At 55.7% G+C, this 16,027-nt stretch carries 18 protein-coding genes; 17 read left to right on the top strand and 1 reads right to left on the bottom strand.

What is annotated here, in order from left to right; translation table 11 throughout:
* The first annotated feature begins 144 nt into the window (after positions 1–144).
* From CFLAV_RS31940 to CFLAV_RS06395, 12 genes are all read left to right on the top strand, one after another.
* Complete coding sequence (locus tag CFLAV_RS31940; RefSeq protein ID WP_007413833.1) at positions 145–534, top strand: hypothetical protein; 390 nt, start codon at positions 145–147, stop codon at positions 532–534.
* Between the two features lie 120 nt (positions 535–654).
* Positions 655–909 (top strand): hypothetical protein, encoded by a 255-nt coding sequence (locus CFLAV_RS06335; RefSeq protein WP_007413834.1) that lies wholly within the window; start codon positions 655–657, stop codon positions 907–909.
* A gap of 462 nt (positions 910–1,371) precedes the next feature.
* Positions 1,372–1,863, top strand: a complete 492-nt coding sequence (locus tag CFLAV_RS06345; protein WP_007413836.1) for a hypothetical protein — start codon at positions 1,372–1,374, stop codon at positions 1,861–1,863.
* Positions 1,860–2,114: a hypothetical protein gene (locus CFLAV_RS06350; protein ID WP_007413837.1), complete on the top strand. Its 255-nt coding sequence runs from the start codon at positions 1,860–1,862 to the stop codon at positions 2,112–2,114. Before CFLAV_RS06345 ends, CFLAV_RS06350 begins: the two co-directional genes overlap by 4 nt.
* Positions 2,098–2,391, top strand: a complete 294-nt coding sequence (locus CFLAV_RS06355; protein WP_150107303.1) for a hypothetical protein — start codon at positions 2,098–2,100, stop codon at positions 2,389–2,391. Before CFLAV_RS06350 ends, CFLAV_RS06355 begins: the two co-directional genes overlap by 17 nt.
* Positions 2,388–2,975, top strand: a complete 588-nt coding sequence (locus CFLAV_RS06360; protein ID WP_007413839.1) for a phage protein Gp27 family protein — start codon at positions 2,388–2,390, stop codon at positions 2,973–2,975. Before CFLAV_RS06355 ends, CFLAV_RS06360 begins: the two co-directional genes overlap by 4 nt.
* A gap of 117 nt (positions 2,976–3,092) precedes the next feature.
* Positions 3,093–4,406, top strand: coding sequence for a terminase large subunit domain-containing protein (locus CFLAV_RS06365; protein ID WP_007413840.1), 1,314 nt, complete (start codon positions 3,093–3,095; stop codon positions 4,404–4,406).
* 43 nt (positions 4,407–4,449) lie between these two features.
* Entirely contained in the window at positions 4,450–6,351 is a 1,902-nt protein-coding gene (locus tag CFLAV_RS06370) for a phage portal protein (protein WP_007413841.1), read from the top strand.
* On the top strand, positions 6,341–6,643 hold the full coding sequence (locus tag CFLAV_RS06375) for a hypothetical protein (RefSeq protein WP_007413842.1): 303 nt from the start codon (positions 6,341–6,343) through the stop codon (positions 6,641–6,643). The genes CFLAV_RS06370 and CFLAV_RS06375 overlap by 11 nt, the downstream gene beginning before the upstream one ends.
* A gap of 522 nt (positions 6,644–7,165) precedes the next feature.
* Positions 7,166–7,873 carry an HK97 family phage prohead protease gene (locus tag CFLAV_RS06380; RefSeq protein ID WP_007413844.1) on the top strand — a complete coding sequence of 236 codons (708 nt, stop codon included), beginning with the start codon at positions 7,166–7,168 and terminating at the stop codon, positions 7,871–7,873.
* 35 nt (positions 7,874–7,908) lie between these two features.
* Positions 7,909–9,126 (top strand): phage major capsid protein, encoded by a 1,218-nt coding sequence (locus tag CFLAV_RS06385; protein ID WP_007413845.1) that lies wholly within the window; start codon positions 7,909–7,911, stop codon positions 9,124–9,126.
* Positions 9,127–9,524: 398 nt separating this feature from the next.
* On the top strand, positions 9,525–11,579 hold the full coding sequence (locus CFLAV_RS06395; protein ID WP_007413846.1) for a phage tail-like protein: 2,055 nt from the start codon (positions 9,525–9,527) through the stop codon (positions 11,577–11,579).
* Here the strand turns inward: CFLAV_RS06395 and CFLAV_RS31945 are convergent.
* Entirely contained in the window at positions 11,576–12,268 is a 693-nt protein-coding gene (locus tag CFLAV_RS31945; RefSeq protein WP_007413847.1) for a class I SAM-dependent methyltransferase, read from the bottom strand. The two genes, CFLAV_RS06395 and CFLAV_RS31945, sit on opposite strands and share 4 nt — an antisense overlap.
* A gap of 74 nt (positions 12,269–12,342) precedes the next feature.
* Between CFLAV_RS31945 and CFLAV_RS06405 the strand changes: the two genes are divergently transcribed.
* The 5 genes from CFLAV_RS06405 to CFLAV_RS06425 are packed head-to-tail and all read left to right on the top strand — an operon-like array spanning position 12,343 to position 16,019.
* Positions 12,343–12,936, top strand: a complete 594-nt coding sequence (locus CFLAV_RS06405; protein WP_007413848.1) for a head-tail connector protein — start codon at positions 12,343–12,345, stop codon at positions 12,934–12,936.
* 24 nt (positions 12,937–12,960) lie between these two features.
* Positions 12,961–13,479, top strand: a complete 519-nt coding sequence (locus tag CFLAV_RS06410; RefSeq protein ID WP_007413849.1) for an HK97 gp10 family phage protein — start codon at positions 12,961–12,963, stop codon at positions 13,477–13,479.
* Between the two features lie 33 nt (positions 13,480–13,512).
* A complete protein-coding gene (locus tag CFLAV_RS06415; protein WP_007413850.1) occupies positions 13,513–13,953 on the top strand; it encodes a hypothetical protein in 441 nt (146 codons plus the stop codon).
* A gap of 49 nt (positions 13,954–14,002) precedes the next feature.
* Positions 14,003–14,971, top strand: a complete 969-nt coding sequence (locus tag CFLAV_RS06420; protein WP_007413851.1) for a phage tail tube protein — start codon at positions 14,003–14,005, stop codon at positions 14,969–14,971.
* 25 nt (positions 14,972–14,996) lie between these two features.
* Positions 14,997–16,019 carry a phage tail tube protein gene (locus CFLAV_RS06425; RefSeq protein ID WP_007413852.1) on the top strand — a complete coding sequence of 341 codons (1,023 nt, stop codon included), beginning with the start codon at positions 14,997–14,999 and terminating at the stop codon, positions 16,017–16,019.
* Positions 16,020–16,027 lie beyond the last annotated feature (8 nt).

The following is a 16,027-nucleotide window of genomic DNA, read 5'->3' on the forward strand; positions in this document are numbered from 1 at the left end:
AACTATTTACTATCTTGGTCCCACTAGATAGATAAAGCCTAACAAAATAAGGCGTTTTCGCAAGAAAATAGTTTGCAGAATAAAAGAGAGAAAAAAGTCAGGGTTCGGAAAACAACAAAACCAGTAGAACAAAAGGAGAGTAAAATGAAAAATGTTTGGAAAACAAGTCTGGTTCTCACGGCAATTTTCGCCGCCAGTGCACTGGCTCAATCCACAGTCGCACAAACAAACAATGATTCCACAGTCATCACCGCCACGAGTAACGCGCTCCAACCGGTCCTGGATGGGATTGCCGGCAAATACGGCTGGGTGGCGACGGTGCTCATCGTAATCGGCACCTTGCGCATCCTTCTCAAGCCGGTGATGACAGCCATCGAGAATGCCGTGACCAACGACCCGGCCCGTCTCGCCGCTTTACAAAAATTTGAAGCCGGCCCGATCTTCGCGGCGGTCGCCTTCGCCCTCGACTTGGGGGCCTCCATCAAGCTCCCCCACGCTGTGGTGGTGGCTACCGTTCCCAAGTCGATCAACTAACCCACCCAATGACCGCCGCCATTCTGACCATCCTTGCCGCGTTGATTCCGTTTGCCATCTGGCTTTACCGCCAGAGCGCGGCAAGGAGGTCAGACCCTCTGGAACAAAACCGGAACCGTTATGAACAAATTGATGACGACCTCGCAAAAGGGAATGGCCTGCAGGCTGGCCTTCATGGCGCTGCTGATCTCGATGAGTTCGAGCGGCTGCAGAACGCCCGTCAAGGTAATCAGCGCGGATCAGACGTTACTCCGTGTCAACCAGGGAACGACCCTCACGGCACCCGTTGATGGTTGGTTCATGACCGACGCGTTGTATCAACGCTACCGTCGCGCAGTGGCCGACAAAATTTTGGAAACGCAACAGACGCAATAAAAGAAAGTTTCGGAAAGGAGTGCCAATGAATTCAGCCATAATACAACCAGCAACGCCAGCCTTGCAACGAGGACTGGAAAATGTTTCACCCTCTCCCGTTGCTATGGGAGAGGGAGGGGTGAGGGAAGATGCGCTTGGGCTGTCAACTGCTATGGGGATGACCCGGCTTCCAGGTAGGGCGGGGTGCCCGTCCGGAAGGACCTCCGTGCGCGCCGCACTAACTTGGCCCACGATTCCAATCAATCCGCTCATGCTCGCGGCAAGCCTCATCAACAAAGACCAAAACAAAACGAAACCCACAGCAGGATTCGCGCGATGCAGCCGGAAAGCAGGAAAATACTTCCACGCGCGCCAGCCATCGTTCCACTCCGTAGCATCTCGGCGTGAGCCGGATCATACTTCTTCCCGTCTCAACGTCGCAACCAGCGCAACCCACACCTCCATTCACGCCGGAGGTGTCCAATGAAATCATTTTTAGCCCAGGAAGCAGTACCTCAAGTCCCTTGGCCCGCAACCAGTACGTGGCTGTTGGGCGCAATCGGATTCATGGGAATCGTGTTGTTGATTCTCGGAGTGGTCAATCAAGCGCGCAAACTCTGGGGACGCCAGCCGCCCATCGACGAAGAGTTGGCGAATCTCGATGAAGATTTCGACAAACGCGAGCGCACCATCCGCTTCGATATCCAGGCCGGCGACGAACAGTTGGAGCAATTAATGGCCGAACTGCGGGCCGAGGTGGAATTCAAATTGGACGCGCTCGGCATTGAAAAGCAACAGCAGAGCAAGGACCTGCACGACAAGATCGATGGCCGGTTCATGCACATGCTCGAAAAAATGGAGGAGATGAAAGGGGAACTGCTGGTCGCCGGCCAGCGTCGCGGCAAGGAGATTCACGATCGCATCAACGAAGTCAGCGAACTCGTCGCCCGCGTGGACGAAAGGACAAAATCATGAACAGAACCCAGGAAATCAGACACGAATGTTTGTTGCAGCTCTATGGCAGCGGGAGCATTCCCATCTCGATCAATCACCTGCGCAAAGTCGCCAAACGACAAGGCTTTGACTACAGCGAATCCGAAGTGCGGGATCAACTGCACTTCCTGCGTGGGCAAAATCTGTGCGAGGAAATCACGGACCGCATCACGGGCGAAAATAAATATATCATCACCAGCGAAGGGATGTTGGCTTATGAGCAAAATGATTGAAGTTCGCTGGCACCCCAAAGGCAGGACTACGGACATGGAATTGCTTCCTGAACCGGTAAGAGAGCAGGTGAATCTCAAGATCCTCAACGGAACCAGCCTGCGCGCCATACTCGCGTGGCTCAGAGGCTCAGGCTACGGACAAATAACCTATATGAAACTCTGGTGGTGGTATCAGGCCAACTACCAGGCCTGGTTGAATCGCCGTGAGTTCTCCGCCGTATTTGGTGCGGAATCAACCGCCAGCAGTGCCAAACACCAAAACAAATCTCCACGATGAAAACCCGTATCAAAGAAAGAGTGGGGGACGGAATGCGTCGCCGCTGCGGCAAGATCGCCGGCCTGCCCAAGGATATGCGCGATCAGGTAAGCCAGCGCCTGCGCGATGGACAACATCACATCCAGGTCGCCGACTGGTTGGCTCAAAATGGCCATCCGGATATCAACCGGGCCGCTGTCGGCTCATGGTATCACGGTGGTCATCAAGACTGGCTGCGCGAACAGGAACGGTTGACCGAAATGCGCGCCCAAAGGGACTTTGCCTTTGAACTCGCCGCCCAACATGTCGGCGGCTCCGTTCAGGAAGCCGGCCTGCGTCTCGCCGCTTCTCAATTGTTCGAAGTCTTTTGCGACTTCGACGTGCGCACCTTGAAAAACATGGTCGCCCAAAAACCGGAACGCTATGCCGTCCTTCTCAACGTCTTCGAACGCCTGAGCAAGGGCTCCATCGACATCGAAAAATACAAAGCCAACGTCGCCGAACAAAAAAAGAAAATCGAAGCGGAATTGGGCAGAGCCAAATCAGGCCGCCCATTCACCAGGGAAACGATTCGCAAAATGGAGGAAGCATTGAATTTGATGTAATGAAACCTTAGTCCCCACAACGCCAAACCCCCGGGCGGGATGCCCGGCCTGAAACGGGCATCCCGCCAATAACAAAGACCGATTTTGATCACCACGCACGAGGTGTGTACACGAAAAATGAATAACACAGACAAATACTTTCTCCCGTTTCAAACCCGTTGGATCAACGACTCCTCACGATTGAAGATCGTCGAAAAATCCCGCCAGATCGGTTTCTCCTACTGCACCGCTTATTCCGCCGTTCGCCGCGTCGCTGCGGAGGAGGAGCGCCTCGACGTTTGGGTTTCCTCGCGTGATGACGCCCAGGCGCGGCTCTTTCTCGAAGATTGCAAGGAATGGGCCAGGACGATGCAGATCGCTGAACCGGACGCGGATGAAGTTGTCTTCGACTCCAAAACCGATTTTTCAGCTCATGTCCTGCAATTCAAAACCGGCCTGCGCATCTATTCCCTCAGCTCCAATCCCAACGCCCTCGCCGGAAAACGCGGCCATGTCATCCTCGATGAATTTGCCCTCCACGCCGACCAACGTCTTTTGTATCGCATTGCCAAACCAGTTACCACCTGGGGCGGGCAACTGGAAATCATCTCCACCCACCGCGGTGCGAACTCCGTCTTCAACGAAATGATCCGTGGGATCAAGGAAAACGGCAACAAAATGGGCTGGTCGCATCACAAGGTCACTCTCCACGATGCCATCGCCGAAGGCCTTGTGGAACGCATCAATGCGAAAACCGGCCGCAATGAATCTCGCGAAGCTTACCTCGCCCGCGTCGAATCCGAGTGCCTCGATCAGGAGCAATGGCTCCAGGAATATTGCTGCGTCCCTGCTGATGAAACCAGCGCCTTCATCACCTACGACATGATCTCCGGTTGCGAAGACGATTGCCTCAAGGATTTCAACTACCTGGCTGAATGCAAAAATCCCCTTTATCTCGGCGTCGATGTCGGTCGCAAGAGAGACCTCACCGTGATGGATGTGGGTGAAAAGATTGGCGACGTCATCTGGGACCGTCTGCGCATCGAGATGCAGGGCCGTACCTTTGCGGAACAGGAGTTTGAACTTGAACGTTTGCTTGCGCTTCCCAAATTACGCCGCGCTTGCATCGATGCCACTGGCATCGGCATGCAACTCGCCGAACGCGCCCGCGAACGATTTGGTTGGAAGGTTGAACCCGTGATGTTCACTGCACCCATGAAGGAGGAACTCGCCTTCCCACTGCGCGGTGCCTTCGAGGACCGCACCCTCCGCATCGCCCGCGATCCCCAATTACGCGCCGATTTGCGCGGCATCAAAAAGGAAATCACCACCAGCGGAAACATCCGGTTTGTCGGCGAAAGCGCCGACAGCCATTGCGATCGATTCTGGGCCAAAGCCCTCCGCCACCACGCCGCTGCCTATCGCGGCGGCGTCGGCGCCATGGTCGGCTGACGTAGCAGCACGCAACCCGCAACACGCAACAATTTTACCAACTATGAAATTACTCAAAGACATATTGCAGACCTGGAAATCCATCCGTAGCGGCACCTCACTCACTGAAGCCTGGTTGAAAGGGGAGGAGATGGACTCTCCAACACAAGGCACAACGCTGATATCACCGTTGCAACAAAGCACCTGGGTTTACTCCGCCGTCTCTGCACTAGCCACGAACGTGTCGCAAATCCCATTCTGCATCAGTCGCACTGGCCAACGTGATGGCGAACACGTAGTCACCGGACCCACCGCCGATTTATTTAAACGCCCGCACGAAAACCTCGACCGCTATCAATTCTGGGAACTCCTCGTCTCGTGGCTGCAATTGCGCGGCGAAGTTTTTGTCGTCGCACTCAATCGCGAAGGCCAGGTGATTCCAGTGCGGGAAGCGCGCGGCCGCAACACCATCGCCCAACTTCTCATTCTCTCACCACTGCGCTTCTGGCACATCATCGAAGGTGGAGAACTGGTTGGCTGGCGCTACACCGGCTTTGGCTACACCGACCCACCCATGGAATCGCAGGTTTTCCTGCCCGAGGAAATCATGCAGTTGCGCCTGCCCAATCCCTATGATTTCTGGCGCGGCTTGTCCCCACTCGCCACCGCGTTGCTCGCCGCCCAGACCGACTACGCCTCCGCCCAATATATGAAAGGCCTGATGCTCAACAACGCCGACACAGGCCTCATTGTCACCACCGATCAGCAAATATCACCGGAGCAGCGCGAAACCGTGGTGGCCGCCCTGAATCAACGCAAACGCAAAGCCGGCACCGCTGATCGCCCGCTCTTTCTTTGGGATGGTGCAAAGGTTGAACGACCAATGGCCACGAGCGCAGATATGCAATTCCTCGAGAACCGCAAACTCAATCGCCTTGAAATCGGCGCAGTCTTCCGTGTGCCGCCCACCGTCATGGGCTTCAGCGAAGATGCCAATCGCGCCGTCGCCCAGCAGGAACGCTTCAATTTCATTGAACAAACCATCCTGCCGCTCTGCGCCCGCCTCGAAGCCTTTGTGGAACCCATCTTGAAGTCTTTCGGCAACGATCTCTGCGGTTGGTTCGATGCCGATTGCCTGCCCATCATGCAGGAAGCCCGTCGTGAACGCGGTGATGCCGCCGCCAAATTCTTCGCCATGGGCGTGCCACTGAATGACATCAACCGCGCCTTTGATTTGGGCCTGCCACAATATCCGTGGGGTGCCACCGGCTATTTGTCGAGCACCCTCCAACCCATCGCCGCCGCAAACCAGCCTGCCAGCAAGAGCAAAAAACCCGCAGAATCAGACGTCTTCTCCCGCCTCCTCTCAAATCTGGAACATGACTCCGGTGATCAGGCTTCGATTCGCCCTACCGGCCTGCGTGAACTCAAAAGCAAGCTGAGCCGCTTCTTCTTCGAGCAACGTGGACGCGTATTGGGCCTGCTGCAAACCACGGTCCCAACCGCCGGCCTGCAAGTTCAAGGTCTGGATGACGAACATCATCAAGCCGTGTGGAAGGTGCTGGCCCGAACTCTTGCCGAAGAGATTTTCGATGTGGAGACGGAGACCAAGGAGCTCATGAATCGCTTGCGCTCCGTCATGACCGCTCACGCCGGCACGCAGGTCGGCGAACAGATTTTACTCGAGCGCACGGAGGCATTGACTGAAGTCAATTACCTGACGTTCGAAAGAATTAAAGAGTCGCTGGAACTAGGCCTCAGGCGTGGTGAAAACCACGCGCAACTGACCGAGCGACTCAAACCTATTTTCCAGGATGCGGCGGATTGCCGGGCCGGAGCCATCGCCCTGAGCGAAATCAAAGCCTGGTCGCAAGCCGGCCAGGCTCCCACCGAGCTCCGCAGCCACGAGCAACCGCACATCCTGGATAACGATTTCCAAATCAAGGAGGGCGCAAATGAGAACTGAGCGAAGATTTCAATTGGGTGCCGCCGAGGAAGCCTCATCCAGTCGCGCCGACCGGGCCTTGAAGGCTTACGTGGAGAATCACCGCCGCGTGAAGATGGCAATGATAGATTGCTTCGCCGGTTACATGTTGGTGTTCCGGGCAATCAAGGCCTCCGTCACCGACCCTCAAGCCATTCGCAAGGCAACAAAAATTCTCGCTGCCAGACGCGGCGCCTTCAAACAAGCCCTCGCCGTTTACCTGGCCAGCTACGTCGCCTGGAACGAAGCCCTCAAAACCAGCGCCAAAAACTGAAATCAGAAAACATCCAAAATGAAACCCACGACAGCAACCGCGCAGCAGCTCTCTCCAGGTAGGGCGCGTCACTCCGTGCGCGCCGCACTGACATCGTCCGGGACCCTGTCATTTCAACTGCATCCATCCGCGTACGCGACCCATGATCCAATCCAACCGCCAGGCACCTTCACTCGCGTAGCATCTCGGCGTGAGCCGGATCAAACTTCTCCCCGTCCCCGAGGCCCAAAGGGCCGGCTTTATCTTAGCCCAGCCCAACGGGCTGTGGTTAGCCCGCAAGGAATTCCCCCGCTTCGGCCCGCGATCTCAAACAGCTCCGCTCACGCATCCGAAGCGGAACCAACGACGACACCCGCGCAACGTGCAGTAATCCACGACGCCACCCCAGCCGGTTCCCCCTCTCCCTTTGCAATGGGAGAGGGCGGGGTGAGGGAAAATGCGCCCAGACTTTCCGTAACTCTGGGGATCTCCCACAAATCCAATCCAGTTTGAAACCTTCACACATCACCCATCACATCCCCAATGAAACCACTCAACGAATCTGAATTTAACGGCCGCCTCATCAAACTCCACAACGGCCAGCTCGGCCTGCGCGGCCAGGTCGCCGTGCAGGTCTCCGTCCCCGACGATGCCGCTGGCGATTGCATCGACATGCGCGCCAGCGACGAAACCCTCGACCGCTACGACGAAGTCATCAAAGCCTCCGGTTGGATGCTCGATAACTACGTCAAAAATCCCGTCATCCAAAATTGCCATCAATATGGCGACATCATTTTCACCATCGGCAAGGCATTGAAAACCGAAGTGCGCGGCAACACCCTCGTGCAACGCTGGCAATTCGCCACCGATGTGAATCCGATGGCCAAGATCGCGTATGGACTTTACAAGGGCGGCTACCTCAACACCTCCAGCGTCGGCTTCATCCCGCTCGATTGGACCAATGGCACCAGGGCAGGGGAACCGTCCCGCACTTATTTGAAACAGGAGTTGTTGGAAACTTCCGCCGTCGGCATTCCCGCCAATCCGAATGCCCTCGCGCTCGCGTTGAAATCCGGCGCGATCGAAAAGTCCGACCTGCGCGAAACCGCCGCGCTCCTGAAACACTTTTGCAATGATCCGGCAGACTCCAGTACCGACGCCCGCGCCAGGGGAACCGGAGTCGATGTGGCGCAGTTGTTGCAGTTGAACCGGCAATTAACCGAAATCCGCTCGCTGCTGCAGCGGGCCTAACCAATAGCCAAATAACCAAAGAGAAAATTCAGTTTATGGAAAACACAATCGTTGAAGAGTTCCGCACGGGACTCAAGGAAATCAAAAGCGGCGTCGAACTCACCAAGAACGACATTCGCACCACCGCCGAAAGCATCAAGAGCTTGCAAGAGGACACCACCCAGTTGCGCGGCGACCTCGACCGTCTGCGCCGCCAGCAGCTGAACGGCGGCGGCAAGCCCAAGCTCCGCGCCGGTGAAGCCGTCTCCGAGGAATGCGCCCGTTGGTTCGGCGCGCTCGCCTTTGCCGGTGCCGAAGTGCAAGGCAAACTCCAGGGCAATCCCCGGCGCGATGCCATCACGCACATCGCCCGCGAAGTGCTCGGCCTCGAAACCCGCTCCGCCATCACCAGCACGGACATCCCATTGCCCATCGTCTACGTCGGCGAAGTCACCGAACTGGTTTACAAATACGGCCAGTTCCGAAAGTACGCGACCGTCTATCCCATGAGTGTCGGCACCGTGAAGTTGCCGCAACTCAAAACCTCGCCCGCCTTCGGTTTCATCAACCAAAGCGCGAGCATTCCTGAGAAGTCGCCCCAGATCAACTTCGTCACCTTCACCGCACAGAAAGCTGGCGGCATCGTCCGCATCCCGAGCGAGATTGACGAAGATGCCGTCGTGCCGCTGGGCCAGTTCATCGCCCGCTACGTCGCCCGTGAAACCGCCCGCTGGGAGGACACCGTCGGTTACCTCGCGGACGGCACCGGCACTTACAACAACATTTCCGGCATCGGCAAGTATGCCGTCACCGGCGGCCTCGTGCAGCAGACCGCCACCACCAAAACCAAGCCGAGCGACCTCACGATCGCCGACTTCCGCAACGTGCGGGCGAAGGTCAACGGTGCCGCGCTCTTCAACTCCGCTTACTACTGCCATCCCTCGATGGAGGCCTTGCTGGTGGCCTTCAACACCTCCGCCACCGTAACGCCTTACATCGCCAACGGCCCCGGCGGACCCACGCTCGACGGCTTCCCCGTGCGTTGGGTCGGCGTGTTGCCGGTCTATGACCAAAATGCGCACGTCAACCAGGTGCAGGCCCTGTTCGGCGACCACAGCTTTTGGTTCCTCGGCGAACGCTCCATGCTCAGCGTGGAGATCTCGCGCGACGTCTATTTCACCACCGACGAAATCGGCATCCGCGCCCTCGAACGATTCGATGTCGAAGCCATGGCCACCGACGCCATGGCCGCGATCCAATTGGCAGCCAGCTAGGCTGCGTATGTAGGTAACCCACGGGCCGGCGACGCCGCGAGTCGCCGCCGGCCCCCTTTAAAATCAATATTGAGACTTGAACCAATGCAACCCACACCAGCTTTCGCGCAGCAGCCATCGTTCCACTCCGTAGCATCTCGGCGTGAGCCGGATCAAACTTCTCCCTGTCCCCGAGGCCCAAAGGGCCGGCTTTATCTTAGCCCAGCCCAACGGGCTGTGGTTAGCCCGCAAGGAATTCCCCCGCTTCGGCCCGCGATCTCAAACAGCTCCGCTCATGCATCCGAAGCGGAACCAACGACGACACCCGCGCAACGAACAGCAACCCAATTAGCCCAGACCCCAACGCGACAAGCCTCAAAGCCTTAGCCAAAAACCAAAAATTAAAAATCTTTTTCCAAATGAACAAACCCACTTTCCTGCCAATCCTGGCCGCCGTTTTTCTATCCTCCATCTTCCATCCTCAATCCTCATCACTTGGCGCCACCATCACCGGCACCATTGTCAACACCGCCGGCCTTCCACTGGCCACCAACATCACCTTCACCCCCTTAAGCACGCCGCAGGTAAACGGCACCAACCTCGTTTCCTCCACTATCAACACCATCACCAGCAGCCCCAACGGCGGATTCACCAACATTCTCAATGCCGGCGATTACAAAGTGACCATCGGCGCCGCCGCGCGCGATTCCTTTGTCATCACCGTCCCCACGAATTCCGGCACGTTCCAGATGAGCACACTGATCACCTCCGCCCTGGCCTACAACAGTTCCGCCGCACCCGCGTATGAATTCAAACTGAACAAAGGGCAAACAAACGGCTACCCGGCACTGGACGGCAGCGCACACGTCCCGACGACGCAACTCGGCAGTGGCACCGCAGGCACGAACACCTTTCTGCGCGGCGACGGTGCCTGGGTGACCGGCGTCGCGCGTTTGCCGGATGCCACGAACATCTTCAACGCGTTGAATCCATGGCAGCCAAATGCCAATTCCGGCGGCATCATTGCCACCAACCCCGTGACCATCCAGGCCGCAAATGATGGAACCTGGCCCTCGTTGGAATTTTCATTATACGATTACTCTGTCCCTTACCAGTTCGCGAGCGCCTCCCTGCACATGGATGATTTGGGCGAAACCGTCCTCGCTTCCTCCGTGCCCTATTGGGCTCAGCAAGGCATTTATCTAGGCGGCGGCTCCAACCCCAAACTCACCGCGGACAATATTGGCGGATTACTCCTGGACGGCAACCCCCTAAGGGCAAACGATCCGGCCGCCTTACAAGCTGCAAATAATCTTAGTGATGTGGCGAGTAAGAGTGCGGCGGCACAAAAGGTTGGGGTGTATCCGCTAATCCAGTCCGGTAGTTCATGGGGAGGATTTGCCGCAGCAACACCCTCGTACGTTAGACAACTAGGGCTAATGGATAATGGTGGTGGAGTTCCATATCTTGTATGGTCTAAATCTACATCTCAAGGTGATTGGCAGGGTGGATTTGCATTTTACGGACAATGCCAGTTCGGTGACCCAACCCACATGAACCCAACCCGCGATGTTGCAGAGTTTAAATTCATCGTCAATGGCACCGGAGCAACCCAAGACCCTGCAACATTATCATCCCCTGCTGACAACGTTATGCGCTGGAAAAACCAATGCAGAACGCACTTTTCTGCCACTGCTTGGGATTCGTGCGACGCTGACGGATTGGGTGAGCGTGGCGCAATGGGGTATGGGAATTCCGCCTGCCCAATATATGTCAAACTAAACTATCTCGAATCATACGGTACATTAAGCAGCTTTCTGTTCGCTGGCAGCGGTTACATATATTCCGGAATGGAAAAACTTTCTGGCGACTTCGTGCGATACTCTTCCAACACCACAACCGACGATGTATCAAGAGTGACCTACCGCGTAAAATCCACAGGAGAAACCAGGCAGAATGGGGATAGCTATGTGCAAGGTATCATTCGAGCTGGAACTGGAGTGTTAAGTGGCGGTGGATATCCGATAACCACAACCGATGGCCATCTAAACACGCAATACTTGGATCCAACTCAGACTGCTACAATCAACCGAACACTTTTTAACACTAAGGGCACTCCCGCAAATCCTGCAATTGATATTGCTCTCAACGCGACTGGATTCGACGCTCAAAATTATAATTTGAACGTTGATGTTGGCGGATTGCCCAAGCTGACGTTTGACTCAGGCGGGACATTTGCGCGATTTACCAACGCTTGTTCAGTTGGATTTGGAGGCACTCCCAATACAACATGCGCCCAGGTGGACATTCAATCCACTACCAAGGGGTTGTTGCTCCCTCGCCTGACGAAAGCCCAGCGGGACGCTATTTCTTCTCCGGTTGCTGGTCTGGCTATTTATCAGACAGACAGCACACCAGGGCTTCGTGTTTACAACGGTTCAACCTGGATGAGGTACACAGAAACAGCTGATTAAACATGTTTAACAAACCAAAATCTCCTTTGGCCGCGCGGAAACTGCTTGGTGTTTTTGAGAGGCCAGTCGTAGAAATGGCCAGACGCATTCAGTCGAGCATCAAAGAACCTTTCAAATTGCATACGCTCCTCGCTGAGAATTCTCTCAACCCACGCCTGTGCGGGCCTACATCCAACTCCGTCAACGGCTTGGTCATAAACGTAGGCAGTCTCTTCGGCTTTAGGCAAGAACTGCGGATCATCAGAGTCCGAGCATTCGGTTTCCAAAATCAAATGGTCACTACACTGACAAGATTCACGCAAGGACCGCTCTGGTGTCTGCAAATGATACAGCACTCCAAAGTGAATAATAATGTCATAATGCTCTTTGGAAGGAAGTCCTTGGTTCAGATCGTGAGTGATTGCTTTCAAACTTGGATAGCGCTGAACCAGCATTCGGGTGTTGTCTTTCCTCCCTTCAACGCACGTGACTTTGGCGCCGAGCATGGAAAAGAAATGGCCAATATCACCATGACCGGCACCCAACTCCAAAAGCGTCTTTCCATAAAAGAACTGATGGCCGTAGTGATCGAGGATCATCTGAATGCGTTTTGCGCGCCATTCCTCATACCCGCCTTGAAAATGAGACTCAAGCTTGCCAGAGAGCTTTTTAAGTTGATAGCGAGCGTAGTTTTTAATTCCTGTGCCCATTTCCTGAGCATAAGGCCATAGATAACCATTTCCAGAAAATAATACACGTCACCTGTCCCTAACCCAAAATTCCCATGACCCCACTTACACAACTTACCACTTTGAAAGCCCGCTTAGGCCTGGATGCTTTCGACACCAAAGACGATGCCTTGCTGACCAATGCCCTCAGGGGCTTATCCCAGCGCATCGAAAGCGAATGCAATCGTTCCTTCGAACGACAGACCGGCGCCACCTTCGACTTCCGCGCCTGTGAAACCGAAATCTGCGTGGACCGCTATCCCGTCGACGCTGTCACCGGGTTCGCCATTAAAACCTCCGAAGCCGAGGGCTGGGTGTTCGACTTTCCGGCACCGCAATACTTCATCAGCCCGGCACGCAGCGTGATCGAACTCGAATCGCCCCTCGGCTCCTATCGCCAGTTGGGACGCGTGATCTTCAATGGCGGCTACGTGTTGCCCGGAAATCCCGTGAACGCAGACCAGACCGCGCTGCCAGACGATTTGGAACAAGCCGTCATCGAGCAGGCCGCGTATTGGTATCAGCGCCGCAATCAGCTCGGACTCATTTCCATCTCGGGTGATGGCGGCAGCATCCAGCAATTCCGCTCGCTGGATCTGCTGCCAAATGTGCAGGCCGTGGTGCGCAACTACGAGCGGTTCATGATGTAATCAACCGGACCCAAAGGAGGCAATATGATCGATGCAAAAATTCAACAGGAAGGCCGCGAACTGCTTTTCGAAGAGTTGGCCAAACTGGACGCGACGATCCAGGCCAACGCCCTGGTCGGTCTCAAGCGCGGATTGCAAATGGCCGTGAGCATCGTGCAACGAGACTTCCTGAGCGGCCCGCGCCCAACCAAACTTGATGCCGTCACCGGCCGGCTGCGCAACAGCATCACGAGCATCGTGGAAATTGATGGCAACCAGGTCATTGGAACCCTTGGCTCCGAGGCGCCCTACGCGGCCTTTCATGAGTATGGCTTTCATGGAGTGGAACAGGTGCGCGGCTTTGAACGAAGACTCTCCCGACTCGCGACCACGCGTGGCGGATTCGTCGGCCGGGAGCAAACTCACGTCGCTGGCCGAAGCGCGGGCACCGTGCTTGTGCGTCCCCATCAACGCCGCGTCGATTACAACGGCCGCCCCTTCATCGCACCTGGATTGGAAAAAGCCATGCCTTTGATCATGGCCGAAATTCAAAAGGAACTCTGACCCTCAACTTTCATCCTTCAACACTTCATTTCAATGAGCGACTCAATAAAAAAGCAAATCATGGACAAGGTGCTCGCGGTGCTGGAACCGATGCATGCGGGCGGCCTGGTGCGCAGCATCACCCGCGAAGTCGATTTAACCATCAACGCCCCGGCACGTCCCGCTTTGCAAATCTACGACGGCCCCGAACGCCTGACCAACAAGGACACGCGCGGTCGCACCTTCCACTTCGACATCGCCGTCAAAGTGCTCGTGGAAAGCCAGCGCGATTTGGGCGCCGCGAAGGATGCCTTGGTACCCGAGGTCCAGCGCCTGCTCGAAAGCAATCTCCAACTGGGCGGCCTCGCCGTAATCGTCGATGGCGGCGAAGAAGTCCCTTTCATCAGCGAAGTCCAGAAGCCACTCGGCGGCTCGCTGGTCATGTACACCATCCAATACCGCCGCATCCTGGGTGATCCCACCACGACTTATTAGACACGCAACACAACTCATTAACCGTTCCCAATCCAAACTCACGTTATATATGGAAATTACAGAAATCGGCCTTTTGGCCATCAGACAGGAATTTACTTACGGGGTGGATGCTGCGCCTGGCGGGTCCAATGTCATCCCGGTCGTCGGGGATTCGTTGACGTATGAAGTCCAGTCCACCGCAACCGATCGCAAGGCCATGGATGGCACGCTCGATCGTGTTGCGGGATTCAACAGCATGCCGCAAGTCACGTTAAAGTTCAGTTATGAGTTGCGTGGCAATGGCACGATCCAAAACGGGTACAGCACTAATCCCATTGAAATCGATCCCTTGCTCCAGGCGGCCAATTTGAGCTCGGCTTATATTGCGGAATCAGAGTATGAGGCTGGCGATGGCAACGTCGGTTATACGCCCGCCATTTATACGGATGCCGGGCCGGGCGTGACCTGCTGCTGGTGGTCCGGCCAGAAGTTGCACCGGTTGGTGGGCGGCAAGGTGGACCTGAAACTGACTTGCGAGGTGGGCAAAATGTTCATCCTCGAGTTCACTGTGATCGGCAAGTATTCGTCGGTTGTGGATGCCGCGCTGCCGCTGGGGGTCTCCTTTAACAGCATCAAACCACCATTGGTGAATGGCTCGATGTTCACGCTGGGTGGCTTATTCCCCATCCTCAACAAGTTTGAGTTTGAGCTCGGCAACCAAATCAAGATGCGCAAGAGCTTATCCAGCCCTGATGGTGTCGCCGGTTTTGTCATTGCCGGACGCGCACCAAAAGGTCGCCTGGACCCGGAGTCGACGACGATCACTTCTCAGCCATATTGGGCAAAATGGAAAAGTTCAACCCTCATCCCCATAGCGGTTATGTCCTCAACTCAACCCGGGAACAACTTTAGCCTAAGCTTCAACGCCGCCGAACTGAAGAGCGTGAATTACACCGGCCGCGACGAGTTGCGCATTCATCAGGTAGAATACAATCTCGTTCGCAACGGCGGCTCGCTCATCAGCCTTTATTTCTTATAAACCACCAACACAAAAGGAAATCATCATGGAAATCACCTCACTCGGTCTATTGACCATTAAAGCTGAATCGACCTACGGCACCGACGCGGTGCCGACTCTGGCAGCGAATCTCATTCCTCCCATTGGCGATTCCGTCTCGTGGAACGTGCAATCGACACCCGTCGATCGCAAACTCATGGACGGCACCCTGGACAATCTCGTCGGCTTTAACACGATGCCGAACGTGAACCTCAAGTTCCGTTATGAACTCCGGGGTAATCGCACCGATGGCACCACGGCGGACATTTCGTCTGGCAACAGTGCGCATGCCATCGAAATCGATTCGTTGTTGCAAGCCGCAAATTTGAATCCCACCTACACCGCGGAAAGCACCACCGGTTCGCGCAATGGTTACGTTGTCTATCAACCAAAAGTTTACAGCGGCGTCGGTCCCAGCGTGACCTGCTATTGGTACACCGCCCTGAAGTTGCACAAACTCGTCGGCGGCAAGGTCAACGTGGAAAAAATCACCTGGGAGGCCGGCAAGATTGTAACGCTGGATATCTCCATCACGGGCAAGTACGTCGCTCCGATTGACAACAACTTCCCCACCAGCGGCACCACCTTCCTGGCGACCAAACCACCCTTGTTCGACACCGCATCCGTTTCGATTGGCTCCTACAACGGCGCTGTCCTGAGCCAGCTCACCGTCGATCTCGGCAACAAGGTCAAATTGCGCAAGAGCGCCATCGATGCCGACAGCATCGCCGGCTTCGTCATCAGCGGCATGGACCCGAAAGGGACCTTGGACCCGGAAAGCGTGGCTGAGGCAACGAATCCCTTCTGGGCCGATTGGCGCAATTCCAATGTGAAGACCATCACCGTCACCACCGGCGGCACGACTGCCGCCACTTCCGGCAACCAGTTCACTGGGACATTCGTATCGGAATACAAAGGCCTTCCATACGGAGCCCGTGACGATGTGCGCATTCTCCAAGTGGCCTTCAACATCGTCAAAGCGGATTTGACTGGAGCCGCCGGCAGCCAGTTCCAATTAAAATTCTCCTAACCACAACC

Source organism: Pedosphaera parvula Ellin514 (assembly GCF_000172555.1).
Lineage (GTDB): Bacteria > Verrucomicrobiota > Verrucomicrobiia > Limisphaerales > Pedosphaeraceae > Pedosphaera.